A 25,824-nucleotide genomic window follows, 5' to 3' on the forward strand; every position below is an offset into this window, starting at 1 on the left:
AGAGATGGATTTGAAGTTGAATTATACCGAACTTATTAAGAAATTAATCGTTGTAATTATCGCAGGTTTATTAAATGCGATTGGAATGAATTTGTTTTTAACACCAGCGAAAGTGTACGCGAGTGGCTTTGCTGGATTGTCTCAATTACTATCACAAATATTAGGTGATTTTTTATCTATTCATATATCTACAGGGGTGTTGTTTAGTTTATTTAATATTCCTGTCGTTATTTTAGCGTGGAAAAAGGTTGGGAAGGCTTTTACGTTTTTTAGTTTTCTATGCGTTATATTTATGACCTTGTTTTTAGAAATTATCCCAGTTCGAGCGGTTTCGAACGATATTATACTAAATGCAATTTTTGGCGGCATTATTTCAGCGATTGGGGTAGGGGTTGCATTAAAATGGGGTGCTTCTACAGGTGGTTTAGATATCATTGCGATGATTTTATCTAAGATAAAAGATAAACCTGTCGGTACATACTTTTTCTTTTTTAATGCAATTATTATTATCGCTGCGGGTTATGTATATGGGTGGGAGAAAGCGTTATATACGTTAGTAACTTTATATGTATCAACGAGAATTATTGATGCCATCCATACTCGCCATGTGAAAATAACAGCGTTAATCGTTACGAAAAATGGTGCAGACGTACGAAAGGCGATTCACTCACGATTAGTGAGAGGGATTACAACTATACCTGCAACAGGTGCTTACACAAATGAAAATAAGGAAATGTTAATGATGGTTATTACTCGTTACGAGTTGTACGAATTAGAAAGGGTTATTAAACAAGTAGACCCAGGTGCGTTCACAAATATACTGCAAACGGTCGGGGTATTCGGATTGTTTCGAAAAGATTAAAGAGGACCAAAGCTGGTCCTCTTTTTTAATGCAAATTCGTAATGTTTTGCAACTGCTCCTGCATCTCGCGTAGCTGAACTTTCTCAGCAGTTGAAGAGTTTGCGTAAGCGGATTGCAAAGCGTTTTTTGCTGTATATACGAGATCTTGTTGTTCAGCGCCGCTTGAACAAGATACGGCATTTGCAACAGCATCTCTAGCTTGTTGGAATAGTAAGTTCCCCATTTAAACCCCTCCAAAAGAAGAGTTACTTCTCGCTTTTTCTGCCTCAGCTAATGTACCTCTGTACGGGAATCTTGCATCATGCTTCATAACAGCATCGGCTCCTTGTTGGATAAAACGTTTTGATTTGTTCTTTTTACCCATTCGAAAAACCCCCTTTATTTAGCTGAAAACAATTGACGCGTTAACTCGGCGTCTAATTATAGTATGAGCGTTTGGCGAGAAACTATAAGCAGGGAATTTTTAGATTACAATCCAAGAACCTCTTCTAAATATAGAGCGATGCCATCTTCTTCATTTGTTAATGTCGTATGATTGGCGAGTGATTTTAATTCAGGTATTGCATTACCCATTGCGATACCGTGACCAGCAAATTCAATCATTTCAAAATCATTATCTTCATCACCGAAAGCGATAATGCGCTCTTTTGGAATGTTGTAATGACTAGAAATTTTTTGCAATCCGACCGCTTTATTTAATCCACTTTTTACAATTTCAATAATTGGCCAAGGTGCGCCCCATTTTCTATGATCGATCACTTCAGCGTGCATATCAGTTAAATGTTGACGAATTGCAACGGAATGATCATCGTGTGCGTCAATTAATAAACAAGTCGGATGGTCGTTTAAAATATTTAATAAATCTCCTGTGAAAATCTTTGGAGAACCAAATTCGAAAATGTGTTTTTTATCTTCATCAATTTCACGAACGTACACATCATCCATCACTTCAGCGTATATATTTTTTACGCCGAAATCAAAGCAAGCTCGGACAATTTCTTGGGCTGTTGCTAGCTCAAGTGGAGAGTGATGTGTGCCCCAATTTGAATCAAGAGGGTGATGCACGTAAGCACCATTAAAGTTTACAATCGGTGTATTAAGATTAAGTTCTTTATAATAATCAAAACTAGCACGGAATGGACGTCCTGTTGAAATGACGACGATATGCCCTTGTTCCTTTGCTTTTGTAATTGTCTGTTTCGTTCGAGTGGAAATTATTTTGTTGTCTGTTAATAAAGTGCCGTCTAAGTCTAATGCGATTAAATGTTGTTTACTCATAATTTCACCTCTTATAATAATTTTTTTGTATCTATCTGTATTTCCGTTTTTAATATGCAGAAATAAGAGGTTAGACTGGGTGAGACCACCATAGATGGAAAGTTCACTATATATCCATCTTACGTCGCAAAGTACGGTGGTGTCTACTATTTCTCGTTGGAAATCAAGAAAAGTCAATATTTTTTTAGAAAGTTCAAACAATGTTTCTTTCATTATGTACAAATTGTGAAAAGGGTTACATTGCCCGTATGAGGAGGCTTATAATAAACATGTAATCTTCTCGTATATGTTTGACTCTCCTTTGAAGCTAGCCTACAGGTAGGTTGGTTTCTTTTTTTTCTACAAGTAAGGAAGTAATCCCTGCTTAAGCTTGTGTAATTATATATATTGTAAATCGGTGAACTGTAGTACTTGTTTCCTAAACATGACAGAAAAGCTTTCTTTTAAAATGGATATACTAATGAGGCAAGACGTCATGGAAGGAGAATGAAGATGGGACAAAATCGCAGGTTTCGTTCTGGACAAAAAGCGCCAAATGATGGCGTTTACGTAGAAATTGGTGAAACGGGAAGTATGGTAAAAAATCCGCAAATGGTACAATTAAATGCCGGTGAAAAGTTTCCAGATAACACGAATCATAACCGTCAGTGGACATATAAAAGAAAACCGTAACAGAAGCCGCAATCTTTATTGCGGCTTTTTTTTGTTACATAATATAATTTCATTTACTGTACTTTTTTAAGTAGCATAATGAATGCTCCCTTTTTCTTTTTCCAATAATAAGTTTGAAAATACATAGGCAAATTTATTGTATAAAAAAGTAAGTTGGCGTATAATCAAATCAAAGGTCAAAGAAAGTCAAACTTTTGGAGGGCTGTAAAGATGGACTTAAATCAAATGACAACGAAAACACAAGAGGCGATTATGAGGGCCCAATCTTTAGCGGTATCTCATCATCACCAAGAGGTGGATACTGTTCATCTATTACTTGCATTATTAGAGGAGCAAGATGGATTAGCAGTACGTATATTTCAAAAAATGAATGTTGATATAGAAGCATTGAAGCAAGATGTAGAAAATGTAATTAAAAAGAAACCTTCTGTAACGGGAAGCGGAGCAGAAGTTGGGAAATTGTATATAACAAGCAATCTGCAGCAACTGCTTGTAAGAGCAGGGAAAGAAGCAGAAAAACTGCAGGATGATTACATTTCAGTAGAACATGTATTGCTTGCTTTTTCTGAAGAAAAAGGCGATATCAATCATTTATTTACAAGATTGCATATTACGAAAGATAACTTATTACAGTCTTTAATGACAGTTCGGGGGAATCAAAGAGTGACTAGTCAAAATCCAGAAGCAACTTATGAAGCGTTAGAAAAATATGGCCGTGATTTAGTGGCGGAAGTGAGAGCAGGGAAAATTGATCCTGTTATCGGACGAGATAGTGAAATTCGCCGCGTTATTCGCATTCTTTCACGTAAAACGAAAAACAACCCTGTTTTAATTGGTGAGCCAGGTGTTGGTAAAACAGCAATTGTTGAAGGATTAGCACAGCGTATCGTGAAAAAAGATGTACCAGAAGGGTTAAAAGATAGAACAATCTTTGCATTAGATATGAGTGCACTTGTAGCCGGAGCAAAATTCCGTGGTGAATTTGAAGAGCGCCTGCAAGCTGTATTAAATGAAATTAAAAAGAGTGAAGGCCGTATTTTATTATTCATTGATGAACTTCATACAATCGTCGGTGCTGGTAAAACAGAAGGTGCGATGGACGCAGGGAATATGTTAAAACCGATGCTTGCTCGTGGTGAACTGCATTGTATCGGGGCAACGACATTAGATGAATATCGTAAATATATTGAGAAAGACCCAGCGTTAGAAAGACGTTTCCAACAAGTATTAGCAGAGGAACCGACTGTTGAAGATACAATCTCCATTTTACGTGGTTTAAAAGAGCGTTTTGAAATTTATCACGGTGTAAATATTCATGACCGCGCGATTGTAGCAGCATCTGTTTTATCAGATCGATATATTTCAGATCGCTTCTTACCGGATAAAGCAATTGACCTTGTTGACGAAGCATGCGCAACAATTCGTACAGAAATTGATTCTATGCCAACAGAATTAGATGAAGTAACGCGCCGTATTATGCAGCTGGAAATTGAAGAAGCCGCTCTTGGAAAAGAGAAGGACTTTGGTAGCCAAGAACGTCTAAAAACATTGCAACGTGAATTATCGGATTTAAAAGAAGTTGCAAGTAGCATGAGAGCGAAATGGGAGAAAGAAAAAGAAGATATTCACAAAGTTCGTGACTTACGTGAACATTTAGAGCGTCTGCGCCGTGAATTAGAAGAAGCAGAAGGTAATTACGATTTAAATAAAGCAGCTGAACTTCGTCACGGAAAAATTCCTGCAATTGAAAAAGAATTAAAAGAAGCGGAAGAAATGAGCGCACATAATAAACAAGAAAATCGTTTATTACGCGAGGAAGTCAGTGAAGAAGAAATTGCTGATATCGTTTCACGCTGGACTGGTATTCCTGTCGCAAAACTCGTTGAGGGTGAACGTGAGAAATTACTACGCTTAGAGCAAATTTTATCAGAGCGTGTCATCGGACAAGAGGAAGCGGTAAGTTTAGTATCAGACGCAGTTCTTCGTGCACGCGCTGGTATTAAAGACCCGAACCGTCCAATTGGTTCCTTCATTTTCTTAGGACCGACAGGTGTTGGTAAAACAGAACTTGCAAAAACGTTAGCGCAGTCTTTATTCGATAGTGAAGAGCAAATGATTCGTATCGACATGTCTGAGTACATGGAGAAACATGCTGTGTCACGCTTAATTGGTGCACCTCCTGGATATGTTGGATATGAAGAGGGCGGTCAATTAACGGAAGCAGTAAGACGTAAACCGTATTCCGTTATTTTGTTAGACGAAATCGAAAAAGCGCATCCAGAAGTATTCAACATTTTATTACAAATGTTAGATGATGGACGCATTACAGATTCGCAAGGACGTACAGTAGACTTTAAAAACACGGTTATTATTATGACTTCAAATATTGGATCTGCTCATTTATTAGATGGATTAGAAGCAGATGGTTCCATTAAAGAGGAATCAAGAGAACTTGTCATGGGACAATTAAGAGGACATTTCCGACCAGAGTTTTTAAATCGTGTCGATGAAATTATTTTATTCAAGCCTCTTACAACGAATGAAATTAAAGGTATTGTTGATAAAATTGTAAAAGAATTACAAGGTCGTTTAGCTGACCGTCATATTACGGTAGAATTAACGGATTCTGCAAAAGAATTTGTTGTAGAAGCTGGCTTTGATCCGATGTACGGAGCTCGTCCATTAAAACGATACGTACAGCGTCAAGTGGAAACGAAATTAGCGAGAGAATTAATTGCAGGCACAATTACGGATAATAGTCACGTAGTTGTTGATGTAGAAAATAACGAATTAGTTGTTCATGTGAAATGAAAATAAAAAAGAGTTCGGATAAAATCCGGACTCTTTTTAGTGTTGTTCTACTGGCTCGTTTGGAATTGCAGCTGAAATCGCTAATACTAATACCGCAAGAACAACTGAGAAAATAGACGCTTGGTTAAAATCGTATGTACCGCCAGTCATAGAGCCGATTACGTAGCTCATCATATGTACAAGCGCGAACGACCAAATTAATGCCCAAATGAAACGCATATTTTACACCTCTATTCGTTCAATCTGTCCTTATTGTAACACAATTGAAAAAAGAATATAGAAAAATATTTGTAGATTTTTCAACGCAAATTTGCATTACGTTCATACATTATAAAAGAGTGGTTTTATACGTTTAGAAAATAAGGCGGGGGAAAAATGAGTATTACGGAACGTTTTTTTTACTTAGAAAAAGAACCATGTGTCATTTATTTACCGGAGAAGCCAAATGGGTTTTCAGTTATGCTCCTCGGTGATTACAACTACTTTATTGAGAATGGTACAAGTTTATGGACACAGCATGCGGGAAGATCTTATTTTTTACATGGCCTTATTGAGGAAGGCTACACGGTCTTTTCTTCTAATTTATATGGAAGACACTGGGGGAATGACCAATCTGTTCGTCTAGCGAAACGTTTATATGATGTTGTTTTGAGAAAAGAGACATTAAATACGAAAATGCACATTATGGCAGATGGTATGGGTGCGCTTGTAGCGCTTGAAATGATGAACAAATACCCTGAAAGTATACGTTCTGTCATTATGTTAAATCCGTGTTTAGATTTGCCAGAATATGTGGAGTTCGAAAAAGAGCATAAGTTTTTTTACAAAAGATTAGTGAAGGAATTAAGTTTGGCGTACGATTCCAAAGAAGAAGAATTAGAATCAAAAATAAATAAGAAATCTTTTACGCTTCTTCCGTCTTGTGTACCTGTTAAAATTTTCGTATCAACACAAGAAAAAAGAGGAAGAAAACAGTTGTTACGTAAATACGAGAAAATGAGGCAATTCAATCAATGTGATACTTCTGTCTTATTCCATCTCCAAGATGTGAAATATAAAATGGTTAGACAAACAACGGATTTCTTTAAAAAATATGAAGAAGAATTGTGAGGCTCCCATATACATAAATGAGGAGCTATTTGTTTCAAGGGGAAAGGGTTGGTGGTATGGAACGCGTGCTGATTATAGGTGCACTTACGTTTGTAGGTTATCACCTTGTGAATAAAATGATTGCAGAAGAAGTAGAAGTGTATGGTCTTGATTTTGATGAATATGATAGTATGACAAAAATTAATGAAGAGAAGTTATTGTTAATTGGGCGAAACGCTTTATTTACGTACTATCCAATAAGAGATGAAGATGGATGGAAATCAGTAGAGGAAGAGAATTTCGATGCAGTTTACTTTTGTTTGTGTGAACCAAACCAGCAAAGTGGCTTTCGGAATGAAAGAGTCATATTACAATATTTAAAGCGGATTATAAAAATGTGTGAAGAAAATAAAGTAAAGCTAAATCTAATTTCTTCTATTGAGGTAGGATGCACAGGGGAATCCGAAAATAAACGCCTATTTTCGAAAGTAGAAGAAGGGTTAAAAAAAGGGGAATTACAATATAGTGTATTTCGAGTTCCTACATTATATGGTCCGTGGCAACCATCCTTTATGATGTATCATCAGCTCATCTTATCAGAACTGGATGAGAAAGAGTGCCGTTGTACGAGTGAGGAAAAAGGAAGCGATTTACTTTACATTGAAGATGTATGCGAATACTTATGGGGAAATGGAACGAACGGAGAGCATCTCGGTATATACAATTTACTTAGTGGTAAACGGTCGTTATGGGAAAAAGGGATGAATCTTTTACGTGCAGATGATAAAGTGAATAAAAATAATAAGGAAGAAAGAGATGAAGCGGCCGAGGATATTCCGATAAAAAGAAATACCCCGTTAGAATACGGTTTAAATAAACAATTGGCACATATGAAAAAATATAAAGAGTTATACGAAGGATAGTGCACGTGTTACACTATTGTATGGATTATGAATTGAAAGTTTTAATGGAGAGGAAGAGTATAATATGAACGAAAAAAGCATGCAATTTTTACAAATCGCAATGAAGCATTTACCAGAGGCAAAGGCAATTTTAGATTCGAATGGAATTGAGCTTGATATGGAGAAGGCACAACCAGTGTTAGAGTTATTAATGAAAGTTATGAATGAAGCATATGAGCTTGGGAAAGCAGACAAAGAATAAAACCCTTCTTTTTGAGGGGAGAGAGGCTCGAACCGTGAGTAGAAGCGGTTCGGGTCTTTTTATATTTCAAGCGAAGTAAGGGGAGGAATAGGGGAAGGTATGTTTTCGTTGTTTTTACTGAAAAATAAAGAGAATAAAACGCTAGCTTTCTGTTTTAGCTGAAATATATTCTAGACAAAAGTAAATTTATGTTTTAAAATTAGTACCAAGTCATAATAATTGATATAAAACGGAGGGCTGCGATGTGAACGTGGGCATTTTAGGGATCGGAAGATATGTGCCAGAAAAAGTAGTCACAAATCACGATTTAGAGAAAGTAATGGATACATCCGATGAATGGATTCGTACGAGAACGGGAATTGCAGAAAGACGCATTGCCGATGAGACAATAGATACTTCATATATGGCCGTAGAGGCTTCTAAAAAAGCACTTGAAGATGCAGGGATTAGCGGAGAGGATATCGATCTTATTTTAGTGGCAACAGTAACGCCAGATCGTGCTTTTCCAGCAGTAGCTTGTGTGATTCAAGAGGCAATTGGAGCGAAACACGCAGCGGCAATGGATTTAAGTGCAGCGTGTGCTGGTTTTATGTACGGAATGATTACAGCACAGCAATTTATTCAAACTGGAACTTATAAAAATGTATTAGTAGTTGGTAGTGATAAACTATCTAAAATTGTAGACTGGAATGATCGAAACACAGCAGTACTATTTGGAGACGGAGCTGGTGCTATCGTAATGGGAGCTGTTTCAGAAGGAAGAGGCGTTTTATCTTTCGAATTAGGAGCAGACGGAAGTGGCGGCAAGCATCTTTATCAAGACGAGTATGTTATGATGAATGGCAGAGAAGTCTTTAAATTTGCTGTTCGTCAACTTGGAGATTCTTGTCTTCGTGTGTTAGATAAAGCTGGTCTTACGAAAGAGGATGTGGATTTCTTAGTACCACATCAAGCGAATATTCGTATTATGGAATCTGCGAGAGAGAGATTAAATTTACCACAAGAAAAAATGAGTATGACAATTGAAAAGTTCGGTAATACATCAGCTTCTTCCATTCCAATTGCAATGGTAGAGGAATTGCAAAATGGACGTATTCAAGACGGTGATTTAATTATACTTGTTGGTTTCGGCGGTGGATTAACATGGGGAGCAGTAGCTCTTCGTTGGGGTAAATAAGGATTGAGAGAAAAAAGGAGTGTATTTTGTATGGAAAAAAAGAGGGTCGTAATTACAGGACTAGGAGCTGTTACACCGATCGGAACAGATGTTGAAACAGCTTGGGAAAACATAAAAAAGGGTGTATCTGGAATCGGGCGACTTACAAGAATTGATCCGGAACTATTTCCAGCAAAAGTAGCAGCAGAAATTAACGACTTTGAAGTCGAGAAATATATTGATAAAAAAGAAGCGCGCCGTATGGATCGCTTTACACAATATGCAGTAGCAGCAGCGAAAATGGCAGTTGCGGATGCAAAGCTTGAAATTACAGAAGAAAACGGACCTCGAATTGGCGTATGGATTGGTTCTGGTATTGGTGGTATGGAAACATACGAAGAACAATTTAAGATTTTTACTGAGAAAGGTCCACGCCGCGTGAGTCCATTCTTCGTACCGATGATGATTCCAGACATGGCAGCAGGTCAAGTATCTATTGCGACTGGAGCGAAAGGAATTAACACTTGTTCTGTAACGGCTTGTGCATCTGGTGCAAACTCAATTGGTGATGCATTTAAAGCAATTCAGCGCGGTGATGCGGATGCAATGATTACAGGTGGAGCAGAAGCACCGTTAACAAGTATGGCATTTGCAGGATTTAGTTCAGCGAAAGCATTAACATTTAATGAAGATCCAGCAACTGCTTGCCGCCCATTTGATAAAAATCGTAGCGGTTTTGTAATGGGTGAAGGTTCAGGGATTCTAATTCTTGAAGAATTAGAGCATGCATTAGCACGTGGTGCTCACATTTATGCGGAAATCGCTGGTTATGGCGCAACTGGAGATGCATTCCATATTACAATGCCTGCTCCTGGCGGTGAAGGCGGAGTGCGTGCAATGCGTCAAGCTTTAGCGGATGCTGGTCTAGAGCCAGAAGATATCGATTACATTAATGCACATGGTACAAGTACAGATGCAAATGAAAAATACGAAACGATGGCAATTAAAGAAACTTTCGGTGAGCATGCATATAAAGTAGCCATTAGCTCAACGAAATCTATGACAGGTCACTTGCTAGGTGCAGCTGGTGCTGTTGAAGCGATCTTCTCTATTAAATCAATTACGGACGGAGTAATTCCTCCAACAATTAACTATGAAACACCAGATCCAGAATGTGACTTAGATTACGTACCGAATAAAGCGAGACAGCAAGAAGTAAAAGCTGTATTAAGTAACTCACTAGGGTTTGGTGGTCATAACGCAGTATTAGTATTTAAATCGTATAAATAATAGATGAAATAAGGTGTTTTTTCGTAATAAACTACGAAAAAACACCTTATTTATTTTTACGCCTTTTTCTTCTTTTGCATATACATAAGAAAAAGGGGGGATAAAGATGGGGGTTGTTGAAACAGCCGAGTGGTTACATCTATATTATGGACGGCCAGAAAAGCTTTGTGAGAAATTTACGAAGTATATTCCACTACCAAAAGAAAGGTTGTATCGTTTTTTAATTTCTAAAGGTATGTATCGCCCAGTAATGCGAGGAGAACGTGAAATTAAAGAATTAGAGAAAAAAGAAATTTGGAAAGAGTTACGTATGGAGTATGATAAATTGAAAAATTGGTTAAAAGGTCCGGATGTCCCTATCTTTATTTTATTATCAGATTCGTATAATCGAACTGTACAAGAAGAGTATAACGGAAAAGCTGGATTATCTATGCGTCACGTTATTTTCTTATTCGTATGTGGACGGAATTCGGTGGAAGAATTAAAAGTGTTATTGGCACATGAATATCACCACATATGCAGGTTACATCAAATTGAGACGAAAGAAACAGAGTATACGTTACTTGATACGATGATTATGGAAGGGTTAGCTGAGCAAGCAGTAACGGAAAGATATACAGAAAAAAATAATGCACCGTGGACGAAATATCTTTCAAAAGAAGAGGCGATTTATTATTGGCAAAACGTTGTTCAAGAAAGAATAAGTATAAAGCGAGGAACGAGGGAGCATGACGTATTATTAAACGGAATTCATTCTTATCCGAAAATGCTTGGTTATGCGCTTGGATTTCACATTGTAAAAGATTGTGTAGCGTTTGAAGGGGAAGATACACTGTCTTTATTACCTATAGATGCGAAAGAAATATTGAGTAAAGCAAATACATTTCGTATTCCATGAAAAACAGGAGGTCTATCTCCTGTTTTTTTAGATATTATAGAAGGAAAAATAATAATTAGAATATATTTCCTTAAGTGGAATAAAGTTAAGCGAAAATGAACATAATGATTGGTACAAACAGTAGTGAAGTGAGGGATAGAGAATGTTATATCTACATGATGTATGGGTAAATTGGTTTGAAGGTGAAGAAAATGGGTATAACGTTTGTCATTTTTACGAATGGCGGAAAGATGATACGATTGAACTATTAGATCAAGTGCCATTATTAAAAGTAGATGCCACATTATATCATTACATCGAGAACGAATTGTTAGAGCTTCCGCAAAAGTTGTTGGAAGACGTACATCATAAGGCTTATATTCGTAAAAATCATGAACGTTTGCAGCAAGAGTATTGCTTTGTTGTTACAGATGGAAAAGGAATTATTGCGATTGATACAATTGGTTACAATGTACCAATTAGAAAAAGTAGACTTATACCTCGCCAAGAGCAGATGGTATATGAGATGGTGGAAAACGTACAAGCAGAAAAGTATGAGTTCCAAGTAGAGGAAACAGAAAAGGAACATCATATTTTATCACCATCGCCTTTCATTATGAATGGCTTAACTCGTAAAGAGAGACAGCTAAAACAATTATTATTTATGGCGTTAGATCAATTACATACAACGAAAAACACAGCGGAAATTCGCTATTGGTACACAGAATGGGATCCGTCAGCATATGGAACGGTCCAACATATGGAATTTGAAGATATTTGGGCAAGACTATATGATGAAGCGAAATCAGGCTGGTCTGAGAAGCACGAACAATTATGCGAGCGCCTTGTAAAAGGACAGCCGTTTTTTGAAAAGTTATGGGAAATGGAAAATGAGCAAAAGGTAAATTAAAAAACCGCCAATTGGCGGTTTTTTAATTTGGTGAAATCTAGCTTCAGCGGCAAGAATGTGCCTTCCTGCGAGGCAAAAAGCGCCTCTACGTCAGGAGCTCCATCCCCCTCACATTCTAAGCGAGCCGCTTCCGCTTTATATAGAAATCCAGCTTCAGCTCCTAGCCCTTCGCGTCTAAGAATTTTCCCCACTAGAAGGTAAAAAGCACCTTCTGTGGGAAAGAACCTTAGCCGTCAGGGCTAAACAGTCGCCTCCGCTTTATATGAAATCCAGCTCCAGCAGCCACCGAACATTATAAACGAGCCGCCTCTGCTTTATATATTATCTACGTTTTCTGCTTAGTCCCATTGCGTTTTCTACTTTGCGTAGTTGTTTGAATGCAACGCGGTTTGCTTTTTCGGCACCTTTGTCTAGAATTTCGTCTAGTTCTGGGGAGCTGATTAGTTCGTTATATTTGTCTTGGATTGGGCGAATTGCTTCTACGACTACTTGTGCTAGGTCGCCTTTGAAGTCGCCGTATCCTTTTCCTTCGTACATTGCTTCTATTTCTTCAACTGTTTTTCCTGAGAATGAAGAGTAAATTGTTAATAGGTTAGAGATTCCAGGTTTATTTTCTTTATCGAATTTCACGATACCTTCTGAATCTGTTACAGCACTTTTAATTTTCTTTTCAATTGTTTTTGGTTCATCAAGCATACTGATCATTGATTTTGGATTCGGATCAGATTTACTCATTTTTTTCGTAGGTTCTGTTAATGACATAACGCGAGCTCCTACTTTTGGAATACGAATTTCAGGAACTATGAACACTTCACGGAAGCGTTTGTTGAAACGCTCTGCTAGATCACGTGTTAATTCCATATGTTGTTTTTGGTCATCACCAACAGGTACGATTTCTGTGTTATAAAGTAAAATATCAGCAGCCATTAATGGTGGATACGTAAGTAATCCAGCTGGAACTGAATCTCTACCTGAAGCTTTATCTTTATATTGTGTCATACGCTCTAATTCTCCAACGTAAGCAACAGATTGCATGATCCATCCTAGTTGAGCGTGTGCAGGTACTTCTGATTGTACAAATAAAGTAGCTTTTTCAGGATCGATGCCGCATGCTACATAAAGTGCAGCAAGACTACGAATGTTTTTGCGAAGTTGTATAGGATCTTGAGGTACTGTAATGGCATGTTGGTTTACAATACAGAAATAGCAATCGTGTTCGTTTTGAAGCTCTGTAAATTGCTTCATAGCCCCTAAATAGTTTCCAAGTGTAATCGTTCCGCTTGGCTGAATACCAGAAAAGATAACTGACATAATTATTTCCTCCTAAATTTGAATGCGTGATAGGGAAGAGAAGGCAAACAAAAAAGCCCATTCATCCCAAAAAACTATAGGGACGAATGGACCGCGGTACCACCCTAATTATTTCACTACTGTGAAATCTCTCTAATCCATAGTAACGTCTGGATATAACGCCAAGGCCTACTACTTTCGGTTCGGTTTGGTGCTCAAAAGCCCATTCCACATTGTACAATTACTTGTTCACACCAGCCACAAGCTCTCTGAAATTGTTTCAATATGTACTCTTCTTTATCATCGCATACATATAAATTTATTTATTGTTAACTGAGCTCTTTTAATATGAAAGAACTAAAGTTTTATAACAAAATGTTTTGCTGATAATTATATCATATGGGATAGTGTTTGCAAACTACATCAAAATAGTAAAGCTAATGAGAGTCGAGAACGCTCCGAGTATGATACCTGTAATACAAATAGGATATGTCCATTTGAATGAATATGTTTTATAAATACGTTCTTTCTTATTCACCGGTTCCTCGGATTCTTCAATTAACGAGTCTATTTTTTTGTTCGTGCCAAATACTCTCTGGAAAGCGTAAAGAGTTACATTGAAAAATCCATTTTGAAATATGAATAAAAAACCACCTATCAGAATAAAAAATAGCGCGATATAAAACGAGATGTTGACAAAGTTCAACAAAAATTGAGATGAAATGAGGAATGCACCAATACTAGAAGCAATCATCGCTATAAAAATTAGTATACAAGTATGAAAAAAAACTTTATTCAAAATATTCCCCTCCGTCAAAATATTACTAGAATTATTATACTATAAAAGCTATAATAAGTACTAGAAATAATTTTTTGAAAATTATACGCAATTAAAGGTCTGATTTTAAGATGATGGTAGCAATGTTAACGTATCTCTTTACGAAAAATTAAAAATATAAACATTTTATTAAAAATTTTAACAAAAAAACAAAAAACTATATTCACAATCGTCGTATTATATGTATAATGAAAATTGTAGAAACTTGGAGATTATTCTTTCAATTCTACTTTTTAACAAGTGAGGGTACAGGAAGTGCAATTAGGGGAGGCAACACAACATGAAGAAAAAGATACCGTTATTACTTGCATCAACTTTAACTGCAAGTATGTTGCTTGGCGCGTGTAGCTACCAAAAAGATGACGCAAAAGCAAAAGGGAAAGAGAACGCTACGAGTAGTAGTAACGGAAAACAGATTCTTAATTTAACAGAGTTATCTGAAATTCCGTCAATGGATGCATCATTAGCATCTGACTCTTCATCTTCTACAGCATTAAATAATACGATGGAAGGTTTATATCGTATTGGCAAAGATCAAAAGAGAATGCCTGGCGTTGCAGAAGATGTCGAAAAGCTAGATGATGGGAAGAAATACATATTTAAATTAAGAAAAGATGCGAAATGGTCAAATGGGGAACCTGTAACAGCTAAAGACTTTGTGTATTCATGGAAAAGAGCCGTAAATCCAGATACAAAAGCAACGTATTCGTACATTATGTTCGATATTAAAAATGCAGAGAAAATTCATAAAAAAGAATTACCTGCTGACCAATTAGGTGTAAAAGCGATTGATGATTATACATTAGAAGTGGAATTAGACAATCCCGTTCCTTACTTTATCGATTTAACAGTTTATCCAGTATTTTACCCGCTAAATGAAAACTTTGTAAAAGCACAAGGTGATAAGTTTGGTTTAGAGGCAAATACAACATTATATAACGGTCCATTCGTTATGAGTGATTGGAAACATGAACAAAGTTTCCAATTCAAGAAGAATCCTTCATATTGGGATAATAAAACGGTTAAAATCGAAGAAATCAACTTTAATATTGTAAAAAATACAGCAACTGATGTAAATTTATATGAGACAAACGCGATTGATCGTGCGGCTTTAACGTCTGAATTTGTTGATAAGTTTAGACAAAGCCCAGAGTTCCAAACAAGAAAAGAAGCAGGGGTTGCTTACTTAAGATTTAATCAAAGTAATCAGTACTTAAGTAATAAAAACTTAAGAAAAGCAATTTCAATGTCCTTTGACCGTGATAACATTGCGAAAGTTATTTTAAATAACGGTGCAATTGGAGCTTACGGATTTGTTGGAAAAGATTTCGCTGAAGGTCCGAATAAAAAAGATTTCCGAGCTGAAAATGGAAAGCTAGTTGAAACAAATCCAAAAGAAGCGAAAAAGCTTTGGGAAACAGCGAAGAAAGAGCTTGGAACTGATAAAATCGAACTAGAATTCTTAAACTTTGATAATGAAGATGCTAAAAAAGTTGGTGAATTCTTAAAAGGTGAGATAGAAAAGAACTTACCAGGTTTATCAATTAAAATTAAACAGCAACCATTCGCACAAAAAAATAAATTAGAAGATTCTCAGCAATATGATATTGCGTTTGGTATTTGGGGACCAGATTTTCCAGATCCAATCTCATATTTAGATATGTTTGTTACGAATGGTTCTCAAAATAAAACAGGGTATTCTAATCAGAAGTATGATGAGTTAATCCTAAAAGCTAAAACAGATACAAAAGATTTACAAGCTCGCTGGAACAACCTTCTAGAAGTAGAGAAGATGTTAATTAAAGAGGATGCAGTTATCACTCCAATCTTCCAAAAAGGTTCAGCGTATGTAGTAAAAGGTGCCGTAAAAGATATTATCCCAATTAACTATGGTGGTAAATTAACTTACAAATGGGCATCTGTTGAACAAAAATAATCTTTTTTTTCCATCGTTTACAAGGGTATATGCCTATGATGGGCATATGCTCTTATTTTAAAAAAATAAAAGTAAGAATATTTTAAACTATCTTATTGCTTTTGAGAAAAACGGGGAGGTGCTTGACTATGGGACGTTATGTATTAAAACGTTTCGTGTACATGGCTTTGACATTATTTTTAATTACTACACTGACTTTCTTTTTGATGAAATTACTTCCGGGTTCTCCGCTTAAAAACCAGGAGAAGCTATCACCGGCACAAAAAGAAATCATTCTTGAAAAATACGGATTAAATGATCCGGTACCAGTTCAATACGCACGTTACTTAGGTAACTTAGCAAAAGGTGATTTAGGGGTATCATTCCAATATGATAACCGCCCAGTAACAGACATGATTGTGGATCGTATTGGACCATCAGCCCAATTAGGTTTACAAGCGATTATATTAGGGACATTTATCGGTTTAATTTTAGGTATTGTTGCCGCACTTCGTAATAATACGTGGGTGGATTATAGTGCAACAGTTATTTCGGTACTCGGAATGTCGGTACCATCATTCGTATTCGCCGCATTACTACAATATTTCGTAGGGGTAAAACTTGGTTGGTTCCCGGTAGCATTCTGGAAAGGACCAGAGTTTACTGTAATGCCTACAATTGCATTATCGATGGGAGTTATCGCAACAATCGCACGTTTCTCTCGTGCAGAATTAATTGAAGTTATGCAGTCAGACTATATTTTAACAGCGAAAGCAAAAGGAATTAGTCAAGGCGTTATCATTGTAAAACACGCACTTCGTAACGCGTTAATTCCAGTTGTAACAATTTTAGGACCAATGGTTGCGGCATTAATTACAGGAACACTTGTTATCGAGCAAATTTATGCTGTACCAGGACTTGGGGAACAATTCGTTAAATCGATTACTTTAAATGACTATACAGTTATTATGGGAACTACGATTTTCTATAGTGCAATCTTCATTTTAGTTATTTTCATTGTCGATATTTTATACGGAATTATTGATCCTCGTATTCGTTTAGCGGGAGGGAAAAAATGATGAAAGATGTACAAAAATTATCTCCAGATTTATTTCAACAAGCCAATCAAAATAATGTTGATAATGAAGTCATTGCCCGTCCAAGCTTAACGTTTTGGCAAGATGTAAGAAGACGTTTGTTCCAACATAAAGGTGCGATGCTTGGCCTTGTATTATTAGTAATCATTGCGCTATTGGCGATTTTTGGACCGATGGTAAGTAAACACTCGTATAAAGAGCAAGATTTAGGTCGTGCGAAATTACCACCAAAAATTCCAGTTATTGAAAATGTTCATTGGTTACCATTTGACGGTACAGATCAATATGGTGTTGACCAATATGAAAAACGTGATATTAAAGAGTACTTCTGGTTTGGTACAGATGATCTTGGCCGTGACTTATGGACAAGAACATGGGAAGGTACACGCGTATCATTATATATCGCTCTTTTAGCAGCAGCAATTGACTTAGTAATTGGGGTTGCATACGGAGGTATTTCAGCATTCTACGGCGGTAGAGTAGATAATATTATGCAACGTATTATGGAGATTATTAACGGTATTCCATACTTAATCATCGTTATTTTAATGGTAATCATTATGGGATCTGGTATTTGGTCGATTACACTCGCGATGGCGATTACAGGTTGGATAGGGATGTCGCGGATTGTTCGTGGACAAATCTTAAAGTTAAAAAACCAAGAATATGTATTAGCATCTCGTACATTAGGTGCAACGAACACGCAATTAATTGTAAAACACTTAATTCCAAACGTAATGGGACCTATTATCGTAATGACAATGTTTACAATTCCATCAGCGGTGTTTGGTGAAGCGTTCTTAAGTTTCATTGGTTTAGGAATTCAGCCACCATTCGCGTCACTTGGTTCTCTTGTAAATGATGGTTATAAATCTATTCAAACGTATCCACACATGATGTTCATCCCTGCGGTTGTCATCAGTATGTTAATTCTAGCATTCAACTTAATGGCAGATGGATTACGCGATGCGTTAGATCCAAAAATGCGTAAGTAAACGAGGAGGGAGAAGTAAAAATGAAAACATTGTTAGAGGTAAAAGATTTACAAGTCTCCTTTGATACACATGCAGGTGAAGTACAAGCAGTGCGCGGAGTTACTTTTGATTTGAAAAAAGGGGAAACATTAGCGATTGTAGGAGAGTCTGGTTCTGGGAAATCAGTTACTTCTAAAGCGCTAATGGGGTTAATCCCAAATCCTCCAGGCCGTATTAAAAATGGAGAGATTATATTTGACGGTCGTGATTTAACGAAATTAACGGAAAAAGAAATGCAGCAAGTTCGTGGTAAAGATATCGCAATGATTTTCCAAGATCCAATGACATCATTAAATCCAACGATGACAATTGGGAATCAAATTATGGAAGGTCTTATTAAACACCAAGGGATGAGTAGAGGAGACGCACGTAAAGTTGCGTTAGAATTAATCGACCTTGTAGGTATTCCAAATCCAGAAGCACGTTTAAAACAATATCCTCACCAATTCTCAGGTGGTATGAGACAGCGTGTAGTTATTGCGATGGCGTTAGCTTGTAACCCGAAATTATTAATTGCCGATGAGCCGACAACAGCGCTAGACGTTACGATTCAGGCGCAAATTTTAGAGCTTATGAAAGACATTCAGCAAAAGACAGAAGCAGCAATCATTTTCATTACGCATGACTTAGGTGTAGTAGCAAACGTTGCTGACCGAGTTGCGGTTATGTATGCTGGTAAAGTTGTTGAAATTGGAACTGTAGATGAAATTTTCTACAACCCAAAACATCCGTACACATGGGGCTTAATCGCATCTATGCCAAGTTTAGATGGATCAGAGGAAGAGCTATATGCGATTCCAGGAACGCCTCCTGACTTATTAAAACCGCCAAAGGGTGATGCTTTTGCACCACGTAACCCACAGGCGCTGAAAATTGATTTTGAAATGGAACCGCCTTTATTTAAAGTAAGTGATACACACTATGCGGCAACTTGGTTACTTCACGAGCAAGCACCAGAAGTAAAACCGCCGGCAGTTGTTGAAAAACGTATTCTTCAAATGAAAGCAGGTGAACAACATGACTAAACAACGTGAGAAATTAATTGAAGTAAAAAATGTAAAACAACACTTCGACGTGAGTGGTGGTGTTGTCAAAGCGGTTAATGATATTTCATTTGATATTTTCCGCGGAGAAACATTCGGGCTTGTAGGAGAATCTGGTTGTGGTAAATCAACAACTGGAAGAACGATTATTCGTTTATATGATGCAACTGCTGGTGAAGTGTTGTTCGATGGTGAAAACGTACATGGTAAGAAATCACGCGCAGAACTGAAGAAGTTCAACCGTAAAATGCAAATGATTTTCCAAGATCCATATGCATCATTAAACCCTCGTATGACAGTAGGGGATATTATTGCAGAAGGTATTGATATTCACGGATTAGCAAAAAGTAAAAAAGAACGTATGGACCGTGTTCATGAACTGTTAAACACAGTTGGTTTAAATAAAGAACACGCAAACCGTTTCCCGCACGAATTCTCGGGTGGACAACGTCAACGTATCGGTATCGCTCGTGCGCTTGCTGTAGAACCTGAATTTATCATTGCCGATGAGCCAATCTCAGCACTTGACGTATCGATCCAGGCGCAAGTTGTAAACTTACTGAAACAGTTACAAAAAGAAAAAGGTTTAACATACTTATTCATTGCCCATGATTTATCAATGGTAAAATACATTAGTGACCGCATCGGCGTAATGTATCGTGGTCAAATCGTTGAACTAACAACAAGTGATGAGTTATATGCGAATCCAATTCATCCATATACAAAATCACTATTATCAGCGATTCCGCTTCCAGATCCAGATTATGAGCGCAATCGTAAACGTATCGTATACGATCCATCGCAGCATGATTATGGTAATGAAGCACCAACAATGCGTGAAATTCGCCCAGGACATTTCGTATTATGTTCTGAAGCAGAGTACAAGAAATATAAAGAGATTTATCAATAAAAAAAAGGTCATTCTTCCGTTACGGAAGAATGACCTTTTTTACTATATTTGTCGATAAGTCGATATATTTAAAGAATCACCGATATAAAGTGTATTTATCAATAAATGCACCTTAATCAAAGAAGTGCTACTGCGCCTGAACAGAAACATTCTCTTCTTGCTCATTCGGTTTAACAAGTGTGTAACTTTCCCATGCTCTACTTCTCCAGCGGAAGAACATAATAATTGCCCGCGTCCATTCATCGATAGCAATCGCTAGCCAAATACCAACGAGTCCCATATCTAAATGGAAGGCGAAAAAGTAACCGAGTGGCAAACTCATTAACACCATAGAGAACGCACCAATTAAAACTGGATATTTTGCATCACCGGCTGCACGAAGGGAATTAATGATGACGATATTCATCGTACGTCCTGTTTCGAGTAGTACACTTAGTAAAAGAACGCTTGCCCCTAGAGCGATAATATGAGGATTATCAGTAAATACCCCCATTAATTGTGTGCGGAATGTAATAACGAGAGCGACCATAAATAAAGTCACACCAATTGCCCATTGTACACTTTTCCATACACGTGTGTATGCTTCATCTTTTTCATTTCCGCCAACTAGGCGTCCCACGATAATAGCTGTTCCCATACCGATTGCAATTGCGAATAAATAAGTAAACATGGAAATGTTAGTAGCATATTGTCTAGCAGCTAACGATTCTGTTCCTAAGTAAGTTGCGTAGTACAGGAAGACAATTTGGCAAGCTTGATACATGACTTGTTCAAAAGCAGATGGAATGCCAATTTTTAAAATTTTCCCCACGTATTCTTTTGATAAGGTGAAGTAATATTGTAATTTTACACGGTATTCCATAACGCGGTATAGTAACCAGAAGAACACAATCAGTGCCAGTAGTCGACTGACAGCGGAAGAAATCGCGGCCCCTTGTACACCAAGTTCAGGGAAACCGAACTTCCCGAAAATAAGTACGTAGTTTCCGGCGATATGAATAATATTCATTCCAAGCGAAACAAACATTGCTTGCTTTGTAAAGCCGTGAACGCGAATAATTGCGGCTAACGAGTTAATAATAGCTTGAAGGAAAATGGCTCCTCCGACGATGGATAAATAGCTTTGTGCATACGTTAGTACATCGCCTTGTAAATTCATTGCCATCATCATATGTTTTGAAAATAAAAGAAAACCAGCACTTATAACGAGTCCGACCACTAAATTTAATGTGACGGCTAATGCTGATATTTTAGATGCTTCCATAAAACGTTTGGAACCGAGGTATTGAGATACGACGATCGCAGCGCCATTCCCGATTACTTCTAGTACCAAAATAGCGATATGAAGATATTGATTCGCTGCACCAACCCCAGATACAGCATCGTCTGATAATGCACTTAACATGAAAGTATCAGCGATCCCCATCAACATAAAAAGAAAAACTTCTAGAAAAATAGGCCATGTTAATAAGAATAAACTTAATTTTTCTGTCGGCCCGTTTTTTGAGTGAATTGCTGTCATGTCCGTCCCCTCTTTACCGATATCTATTTTTAGCAAAGTGTATCGTAACATACTTTCTTATCCTTTGCACTCATTTTAACCTACATATTTTTAATATGAAGAGACCTTCATTTTATGCTAAAAAGAGAAGGATAATTATACAAAAAATATTATAAAATATAAAATTTGTTTTTCTCTGATAATTTAGAAAAGTTTAAAATTTGTTATTTCCGACACTTCAGTCGGGTAAACTGGTAATATGAAACGTTTTCAAAGATTTATTTTTTCACAGGAAATTTTAATAAGATAGAAATATAAATATACAAAAAATATATTTGTGTGTATAATATGAATTATTAGAACATATATATATTTCTTTTTGTTTGAAAATGAAAGGGCTAACATTTTTATGGAGGGTGGAAATATGAAAAAAAAGATGCCGGTTTTTGTATTATCAACGGTAGCAATGAGCATGATTTTAGGGGCATGTAGTTATCAAAAAGATGAACAATCGCAAGCGAACGCAAAAGGGGATAGCGGGAAGAGCGGTGCGAAGCAAGTTATTAACTTAATTGAAACGCAAGAAATTCCAACGATGGATCCAGCATTATCAGCTGATGCAGTTTCTTCAAGAGTAATGACTAATACGATGGAAGGCTTATACAGTTTAGGAAAAGATGATAAGCTAGTTCCAGGTGTAGCGAAGGAATTCAAAAAGTCAGAAGACGGTAAAAAATATACATTTAAATTACGTGAAGACGCAAAATGGTCAAATGGTGAGCCTGTGACGGCGAAAGATTTCGTGTACGCATGGCAAAGAGCGATTAACCCAGACACAGCTGCGAAATCAGCGTACATTATGTATGATATAAAAAATGCAGAGAAAATTAATAAAAAAGAGATGAGTCCAGACCAATTAGGCGTAAAAGCAATTGATGACTATACATTAGAAGTGGAATTAGACAATTCAATTCCATATCTTGTAGATTTAATGGTATATCCAATCTTCTATCCTGTGAATGAAAAGTTTGTAAAAGAGCAGGGGACGAAGTTTGGTTTAGAAGCAAATACAACACTATATAATGGACCGTTTACACTAAGTGATTGGCAACATGAACGTAGCTTTAAAATGACAAAGAGCCCATCTTATTGGGAAAATAAAGAAGTGAAGATTGAGGAAGTAAACTTTAATATTGTAAAAGATACGTCTACGCCAATCAATTTATATGAAACAAACGCAGTCGATCGAGCGACGTTATTAGCAGAGTTCATCGATAAATATAAAGGAAAACCAGATTTCCAAACAGTAGAAGATACATCTGTATTCTTCCTTCGTTTAAATCAAAAAGATCCAGCGTTAGCAAATAAAAATATTCGTAAAGCAATTTCTCTTGCTTTTGAACGTAAGCCGTTTGTTGACACGCTATTAAATAACGGTTCTAAGCCAGCGACAGGATTAATTCCTGATAACTTCATTAAAGGACCGGATAAAAAGGACTTCCGTGCTGTAAATGGAGATATTGTAAAACCAAACGTGAAAGAAGCGAAGAAGTATTGGGAAGCTGGTAAAAAAGAGCTTGGTAAAAATGAAATCGAATTAGAGCTATTAAATGAAGACGTTGAATTATCGAAGAAAACTGGTGAATATTTAAAAGGTGAGTTAGAAAAGAATTTACCAGGTTTAACAGTGAAAATTAAACAACAACCATTTGCACAAAAACTAAAATTAGAAGATGCGGGCGATTACGTCATGTCATTCTCTGGATGGAGTGCAGACTTCCCAGATCCAGTTACATACCTTGATATGTTTGTAACGGACGGATCACAAAATAAAATGAAATATTCTAATCCGAAATATGATGAGATTATCATGAAAGCGAAGAAAGATGGAAGCGATGTAAATGCTCGTTGGAAAAACTTACTAGAAGCAGAGAAAATGTTACTTGATGATGCTGCGATTGTTCCAGTATATCAACGTGGTAGAGCATACTTACAAAGAGATTCAATTAAAAATATGTACAACCATAAATATGGTGGCGATTTAAGCTTTAAATGGGCGTCAGTAGAGAAATAAGAAAAAAGCAGGTGATTACCTGCTTTTTTTTAATACGTACGTTTCTTATAAATACCTTTCCCACCAACTTGGTTCCATCCGGATTGTACATCCAAACTTTTGTTAACAAACTTCATTTTTTCTTTTCCGCCAAAGAGTTTTTCACCGATGCTATTTGAAATGACACCAATCAATGCTGTGATTCCGATGATGAGGGCAGCAACAGTAACAAAATCAATAAAAAAAGCAATCATTTGCAAATTCCCCCTTTGCCTGTCTGTATTTTTATTGTATGAGATAAAAGATAAAAAAGAAAGAAATGTCAGAAAAATATTTGGTTTACTTTAGAAATCGTGTAGACAGGAGGGAGAATGTTTGTTAAAATAAGAACAAACGTTCCTTTTGATTCTCATTTATATAGTCTTACATTTCTTAATTGATTTATCAAGAAAAAGTAAGAAAACGTTCTCTTTTTTTTAGGTGAAATTATAGATAAATAACTATATATTATATGAAAAATCAATGGGAAGTGAGTATTAAAAGGTTTGAAGGTCATTGTTAAAGTACAGCTAAATTGAGCGTAATCATGTTACATAGCAGTGGAATACGCGGAAGAGTTTTCTCAACTAGTAGGAAATTTACTGTATATTTCTTGCAAAATCTATTGTATAATGATTATAGAAGTTACTTATTAAAAGTAATTGTTGTTTATTATAAGTTGTTGCTTACATGAAATGCGATTTTTGTACTTTGTTATAAGACAAGTTATCGCGAAAAATTACTGAAGTTAGAATTTTAAACTGTAATTAGTACAGAATTTGTACTCTTTAAGGAGAGTGAGCTTTGTATGGTAACATTATATAGTTCTCCAAGCTGTACGTCTTGTAGAAAGGCGAAATTATGGCTAGAGGAAAATCATATTCCTTATACAGAACGTAATATTTTCTCAGATCCATTAACGATTGAGGAAATTAAAGAGATTTTACGTATGACAGAAAGCGGAACAGATGAGATTATTTCTACTCGTTCGAAAGTTTTCCAAGAATTAAATGTAAACTTAGAGTCTTTACCACTTCAAGATTTATATAAGATGATTCGTGACTATCCAGGGATTTTACGTCGTCCAATTATGATTGACGAGAAGCGTCTTCAAGTAGGTTACAATGAAGATGAAATCCGTCGTTTCTTACCACGTACAGTAAGAACGTTCCAATTACGTGAAGCACAACGTCTTGTAAATTAATTATAATAATATGAAAACCTTCTACCTATTATATAGTAGAAGGTTTTTTTTATTGTTTCACATTTCGTATGCGAACTTGTTGAACGATAATACCGATGCATAGAACAGTGAAAATGAACAAGAAAGGAATGCTTGTAGTGAAACTTGGGTTGTTATGAAAAAAGGTTGCAAGTCTGTCTTCGTGTGTAATCATCTTTCCAGCTGTATAGGCGAGTATCGCTGCTCCGCAATAAATGAGAAGTGGAAAGCGTTCCATAAGGATTAAAATAAGTTTGCTGCCCCAAATAATAATCGGAATAGAAATGAGTAACCCGATTATGACGAGTAATAATCTTCCGTGAGCCGCACCTGCAATAGCGATGACATTGTCAAACCCCATAACGAGATCCGCGAATACAATTGTACGCACAGCTTGGAATAAAGTTGTTTTCCCTTGAATAGAAGAAAGATCGTTGCTATTATCAGTTAATAAATTTACTGCAATGAATGTAAGTAAAACGCCGCCGATAAGCTGTAAAAATGGAATGTCGAGTAAGTAGACAGCTATTATTGTAAGAAGAATTCGTAGCACAATTGCTAAAAGAGTACCGATCAAAATGGCTTTATTTCGTTTTGCTTCAGGTAAATTCCGGCTAGCTAATGCAATGACAATTGCATTGTCACCACCTAATACAACATCAATACCGACAATCATTAGTACAGATGTTAAAAACTCTAAGTCCATTCGTCTGCCTCCATTTATGATGTTTTAATAAGCGAAATATATGTATGTGATGAAGAAAGTGGGAACT

The 25,824-nt window shown here is 36.5% G+C and carries 26 protein-coding genes and 1 other annotated feature; of the genes, 17 read left to right on the forward strand and 9 right to left on the reverse strand.

The features are described from left to right. Window positions 1–4 precede the first annotated feature (4 nt). On the forward strand, window positions 5–862 hold the full coding sequence (locus F0362_RS05920; RefSeq protein ID WP_000364440.1) for a YitT family protein: 858 nt from the start codon (window positions 5–7) through the stop codon (window positions 860–862). Window positions 863–887: 25 nt separating this feature from the next. Here F0362_RS05920 and F0362_RS05925 read toward each other — a convergent pair whose 3' ends face one another. The 3 genes from F0362_RS05925 to F0362_RS05935 form a co-directional block, all read right to left on the reverse strand. Beyond that, entirely contained in the window at window positions 888–1,085 is a 198-nt protein-coding gene (locus F0362_RS05925) for a DUF3813 domain-containing protein (protein ID WP_000527396.1), read from the reverse strand. Next, a complete protein-coding gene (locus F0362_RS05930; protein WP_000516816.1) occupies window positions 1,086–1,226 on the reverse strand; it encodes a hypothetical protein in 141 nt (46 codons plus the stop codon). Between the two features lie 104 nt (window positions 1,227–1,330). Beyond that, a complete protein-coding gene (locus F0362_RS05935; RefSeq protein WP_000043171.1) occupies window positions 1,331–2,140 on the reverse strand; it encodes a Cof-type HAD-IIB family hydrolase in 810 nt (269 codons plus the stop codon). 492 nt (window positions 2,141–2,632) lie between these two features. Between F0362_RS05935 and F0362_RS05940 the strand changes: the two genes are divergently transcribed. Then, the gene (locus F0362_RS05940; protein WP_002093816.1) at window positions 2,633–2,812 is read left to right on the forward strand and encodes a YjzC family protein; all 180 of its coding nucleotides are present in this window, start codon (window positions 2,633–2,635) and stop codon (window positions 2,810–2,812) included. A 210-nt stretch (window positions 2,813–3,022) separates the two neighbouring features. After that, on the forward strand, window positions 3,023–5,623 hold the full coding sequence (gene clpB, locus F0362_RS05945) for an ATP-dependent chaperone ClpB (RefSeq protein WP_016090927.1): 2,601 nt from the start codon (window positions 3,023–3,025) through the stop codon (window positions 5,621–5,623). Between the two features lie 36 nt (window positions 5,624–5,659). Here clpB and F0362_RS05950 read toward each other — a convergent pair whose 3' ends face one another. Continuing rightward, window positions 5,660–5,842 (reverse strand): YjzD family protein, encoded by a 183-nt coding sequence (locus F0362_RS05950; protein ID WP_001211112.1) that lies wholly within the window; start codon window positions 5,840–5,842, stop codon window positions 5,660–5,662. Between the two features lie 156 nt (window positions 5,843–5,998). Between F0362_RS05950 and F0362_RS05955 the strand changes: the two genes are divergently transcribed. From F0362_RS05955 to F0362_RS05985, 7 genes are all read left to right on the forward strand, one after another. After that, complete coding sequence (locus F0362_RS05955; RefSeq protein ID WP_000028709.1) at window positions 5,999–6,733, forward strand: lipase family protein; 735 nt, start codon at window positions 5,999–6,001, stop codon at window positions 6,731–6,733. A gap of 29 nt (window positions 6,734–6,762) precedes the next feature. Next, window positions 6,763–7,635 (forward strand): NAD-dependent epimerase/dehydratase family protein, encoded by an 873-nt coding sequence (locus F0362_RS05960; protein ID WP_141521077.1) that lies wholly within the window; start codon window positions 6,763–6,765, stop codon window positions 7,633–7,635. 64 nt (window positions 7,636–7,699) lie between these two features. After that, window positions 7,700–7,876, forward strand: a complete 177-nt coding sequence (locus F0362_RS05965; RefSeq protein ID WP_001003338.1) for a ComZ family protein — start codon at window positions 7,700–7,702, stop codon at window positions 7,874–7,876. A gap of 244 nt (window positions 7,877–8,120) precedes the next feature. Beyond that, complete coding sequence (fabH, locus tag F0362_RS05970) at window positions 8,121–9,053, forward strand: beta-ketoacyl-ACP synthase III (RefSeq protein WP_001100553.1); 933 nt, start codon at window positions 8,121–8,123, stop codon at window positions 9,051–9,053. Window positions 9,054–9,083: 30 nt separating this feature from the next. Continuing rightward, the gene (gene fabF / locus F0362_RS05975) at window positions 9,084–10,322 is read left to right on the forward strand and encodes a beta-ketoacyl-ACP synthase II (RefSeq protein ID WP_000412641.1); all 1,239 of its coding nucleotides are present in this window, start codon (window positions 9,084–9,086) and stop codon (window positions 10,320–10,322) included. A 106-nt stretch (window positions 10,323–10,428) separates the two neighbouring features. Further along, the gene (locus F0362_RS05980; protein WP_000539317.1) at window positions 10,429–11,220 is read left to right on the forward strand and encodes a DUF2268 domain-containing putative Zn-dependent protease; all 792 of its coding nucleotides are present in this window, start codon (window positions 10,429–10,431) and stop codon (window positions 11,218–11,220) included. Between the two features lie 142 nt (window positions 11,221–11,362). Further along, window positions 11,363–12,109 (forward strand): YjbA family protein, encoded by a 747-nt coding sequence (locus F0362_RS05985; RefSeq protein WP_000966122.1) that lies wholly within the window; start codon window positions 11,363–11,365, stop codon window positions 12,107–12,109. A gap of 321 nt (window positions 12,110–12,430) precedes the next feature. Here the strand turns inward: F0362_RS05985 and trpS are convergent, their stop codons facing one another. Continuing rightward, a complete protein-coding gene (trpS, locus tag F0362_RS05995; protein ID WP_000110979.1) occupies window positions 12,431–13,420 on the reverse strand; it encodes a tryptophan--tRNA ligase in 990 nt (329 codons plus the stop codon). Between the two features lie 75 nt (window positions 13,421–13,495). Next, window positions 13,496–13,712 (reverse strand) — a binding site (T-box leader). 105 nt (window positions 13,713–13,817) lie between these two features. Then, complete coding sequence (locus F0362_RS06000) at window positions 13,818–14,198, reverse strand: DUF3899 domain-containing protein (protein WP_001045000.1); 381 nt, start codon at window positions 14,196–14,198, stop codon at window positions 13,818–13,820. Window positions 14,199–14,517: 319 nt separating this feature from the next. Between F0362_RS06000 and F0362_RS06010 the strand changes: the two genes are divergently transcribed. From F0362_RS06010 to F0362_RS06030, 5 genes are all read left to right on the forward strand, one after another. Beyond that, window positions 14,518–16,173: a peptide ABC transporter substrate-binding protein gene (locus F0362_RS06010; protein ID WP_000727209.1), complete on the forward strand. Its 1,656-nt coding sequence runs from the start codon at window positions 14,518–14,520 to the stop codon at window positions 16,171–16,173. 128 nt (window positions 16,174–16,301) lie between these two features. Beyond that, on the forward strand, window positions 16,302–17,231 hold the full coding sequence (opp3b, locus tag F0362_RS06015) for an oligopeptide ABC transporter permease (RefSeq protein WP_000534168.1): 930 nt from the start codon (window positions 16,302–16,304) through the stop codon (window positions 17,229–17,231). Further along, window positions 17,228–18,244, forward strand: a complete 1,017-nt coding sequence (gene opp3C / locus F0362_RS06020; protein ID WP_000974107.1) for an oligopeptide ABC transporter permease — start codon at window positions 17,228–17,230, stop codon at window positions 18,242–18,244. The genes opp3b and opp3C overlap by 4 nt, the downstream gene beginning before the upstream one ends. Window positions 18,245–18,264: 20 nt before the next feature. After that, window positions 18,265–19,308 (forward strand): ABC transporter ATP-binding protein, encoded by a 1,044-nt coding sequence (locus F0362_RS06025; protein WP_000854338.1) that lies wholly within the window; start codon window positions 18,265–18,267, stop codon window positions 19,306–19,308. Continuing rightward, on the forward strand, window positions 19,301–20,236 hold the full coding sequence (locus F0362_RS06030; protein ID WP_000166337.1) for an ABC transporter ATP-binding protein: 936 nt from the start codon (window positions 19,301–19,303) through the stop codon (window positions 20,234–20,236). The genes F0362_RS06025 and F0362_RS06030 overlap by 8 nt, the downstream gene beginning before the upstream one ends. Window positions 20,237–20,363: 127 nt before the next feature. On the opposite strand, the gene F0362_RS06035 is transcribed toward F0362_RS06030, so the two are convergent. Next, entirely contained in the window at window positions 20,364–21,809 is a 1,446-nt protein-coding gene (locus F0362_RS06035; RefSeq protein ID WP_002047529.1) for an MATE family efflux transporter, read from the reverse strand. A 352-nt stretch (window positions 21,810–22,161) separates the two neighbouring features. On the opposite strand from F0362_RS06035, the gene F0362_RS06040 reads away from it, so the two are divergent. After that, window positions 22,162–23,811 (forward strand): peptide ABC transporter substrate-binding protein, encoded by a 1,650-nt coding sequence (locus tag F0362_RS06040; protein WP_000728607.1) that lies wholly within the window; start codon window positions 22,162–22,164, stop codon window positions 23,809–23,811. Window positions 23,812–23,840: 29 nt separating this feature from the next. Here the strand turns inward: F0362_RS06040 and F0362_RS06045 are convergent, their stop codons facing one another. Then, on the reverse strand, window positions 23,841–24,044 hold the full coding sequence (locus F0362_RS06045) for a hypothetical protein (RefSeq protein WP_000559975.1): 204 nt from the start codon (window positions 24,042–24,044) through the stop codon (window positions 23,841–23,843). A gap of 593 nt (window positions 24,045–24,637) precedes the next feature. Here F0362_RS06045 and spx point away from each other — a divergent pair. Next, window positions 24,638–25,033, forward strand: a complete 396-nt coding sequence (gene spx / locus F0362_RS06050; RefSeq protein ID WP_000258267.1) for a transcriptional regulator Spx — start codon at window positions 24,638–24,640, stop codon at window positions 25,031–25,033. Window positions 25,034–25,082: 49 nt separating this feature from the next. Here the strand turns inward: spx and F0362_RS06055 are convergent, their stop codons facing one another. After that, window positions 25,083–25,757 (reverse strand): TerC family protein, encoded by a 675-nt coding sequence (locus F0362_RS06055; protein ID WP_000362596.1) that lies wholly within the window; start codon window positions 25,755–25,757, stop codon window positions 25,083–25,085. Between the last annotated feature and the right edge of the window lie 67 nt (window positions 25,758–25,824).

This window comes from Bacillus sp. BS98, from assembly GCF_008432245.1.
Taxonomy (GTDB): domain Bacteria; phylum Bacillota; class Bacilli; order Bacillales; family Bacillaceae_G; genus Bacillus_A; species Bacillus_A toyonensis.

Excerpts from the sequence above, each read along its gene's own strand:
- spx (WP_000258267.1), top strand. The coding sequence starts at position 24,638 with ATGGTAACATTATATAGTTCTCCAAGCTGTACGTCTTGTAGAAAGGCG.
- F0362_RS05985 (WP_000966122.1), top strand. The coding sequence starts at position 11,363 with ATGTTATATCTACATGATGTATGGGTAAATTGGTTTGAAGGTGAAGAA.
- F0362_RS06040 (WP_000728607.1), top strand. The coding sequence starts at position 22,162 with ATGAAAAAAAAGATGCCGGTTTTTGTATTATCAACGGTAGCAATGAGC.
- F0362_RS05935 (WP_000043171.1), bottom strand. The coding sequence starts at position 2,140 with ATGAGTAAACAACATTTAATCGCATTAGACTTAGACGGCACTTTATTA.
- F0362_RS05950 (WP_001211112.1), bottom strand. The coding sequence starts at position 5,842 with ATGCGTTTCATTTGGGCATTAATTTGGTCGTTCGCGCTTGTACATATG.
- opp3C (WP_000974107.1), top strand. The coding sequence starts at position 17,228 with ATGATGAAAGATGTACAAAAATTATCTCCAGATTTATTTCAACAAGCC.
- F0362_RS05955 (WP_000028709.1), top strand. The coding sequence starts at position 5,999 with ATGAGTATTACGGAACGTTTTTTTTACTTAGAAAAAGAACCATGTGTC.
- trpS (WP_000110979.1), bottom strand. The coding sequence starts at position 13,420 with ATGTCAGTTATCTTTTCTGGTATTCAGCCAAGCGGAACGATTACACTT.
- F0362_RS05930 (WP_000516816.1), bottom strand. The coding sequence starts at position 1,226 with ATGGGTAAAAAGAACAAATCAAAACGTTTTATCCAACAAGGAGCCGAT.
- F0362_RS06010 (WP_000727209.1), top strand. The coding sequence starts at position 14,518 with ATGAAGAAAAAGATACCGTTATTACTTGCATCAACTTTAACTGCAAGT.
- F0362_RS06055 (WP_000362596.1), bottom strand. The coding sequence starts at position 25,757 with ATGGACTTAGAGTTTTTAACATCTGTACTAATGATTGTCGGTATTGAT.
- F0362_RS06035 (WP_002047529.1), bottom strand. The coding sequence starts at position 21,809 with ATGTTACGATACACTTTGCTAAAAATAGATATCGGTAAAGAGGGGACG.
- F0362_RS06045 (WP_000559975.1), bottom strand. The coding sequence starts at position 24,044 with ATGATTGCTTTTTTTATTGATTTTGTTACTGTTGCTGCCCTCATCATC.
- F0362_RS05920 (WP_000364440.1), top strand. The coding sequence starts at position 5 with ATGGATTTGAAGTTGAATTATACCGAACTTATTAAGAAATTAATCGTT.
- F0362_RS05925 (WP_000527396.1), bottom strand. The coding sequence starts at position 1,085 with ATGGGGAACTTACTATTCCAACAAGCTAGAGATGCTGTTGCAAATGCC.
- F0362_RS06030 (WP_000166337.1), top strand. The coding sequence starts at position 19,301 with ATGACTAAACAACGTGAGAAATTAATTGAAGTAAAAAATGTAAAACAA.
- F0362_RS05940 (WP_002093816.1), top strand. The coding sequence starts at position 2,633 with ATGGGACAAAATCGCAGGTTTCGTTCTGGACAAAAAGCGCCAAATGAT.
- clpB (WP_016090927.1), top strand. The coding sequence starts at position 3,023 with ATGGACTTAAATCAAATGACAACGAAAACACAAGAGGCGATTATGAGG.
- F0362_RS05980 (WP_000539317.1), top strand. The coding sequence starts at position 10,429 with ATGGGGGTTGTTGAAACAGCCGAGTGGTTACATCTATATTATGGACGG.
- opp3b (WP_000534168.1), top strand. The coding sequence starts at position 16,302 with ATGGGACGTTATGTATTAAAACGTTTCGTGTACATGGCTTTGACATTA.
- fabF (WP_000412641.1), top strand. The coding sequence starts at position 9,084 with ATGGAAAAAAAGAGGGTCGTAATTACAGGACTAGGAGCTGTTACACCG.
- F0362_RS05965 (WP_001003338.1), top strand. The coding sequence starts at position 7,700 with ATGAACGAAAAAAGCATGCAATTTTTACAAATCGCAATGAAGCATTTA.
- F0362_RS06025 (WP_000854338.1), top strand. The coding sequence starts at position 18,265 with ATGAAAACATTGTTAGAGGTAAAAGATTTACAAGTCTCCTTTGATACA.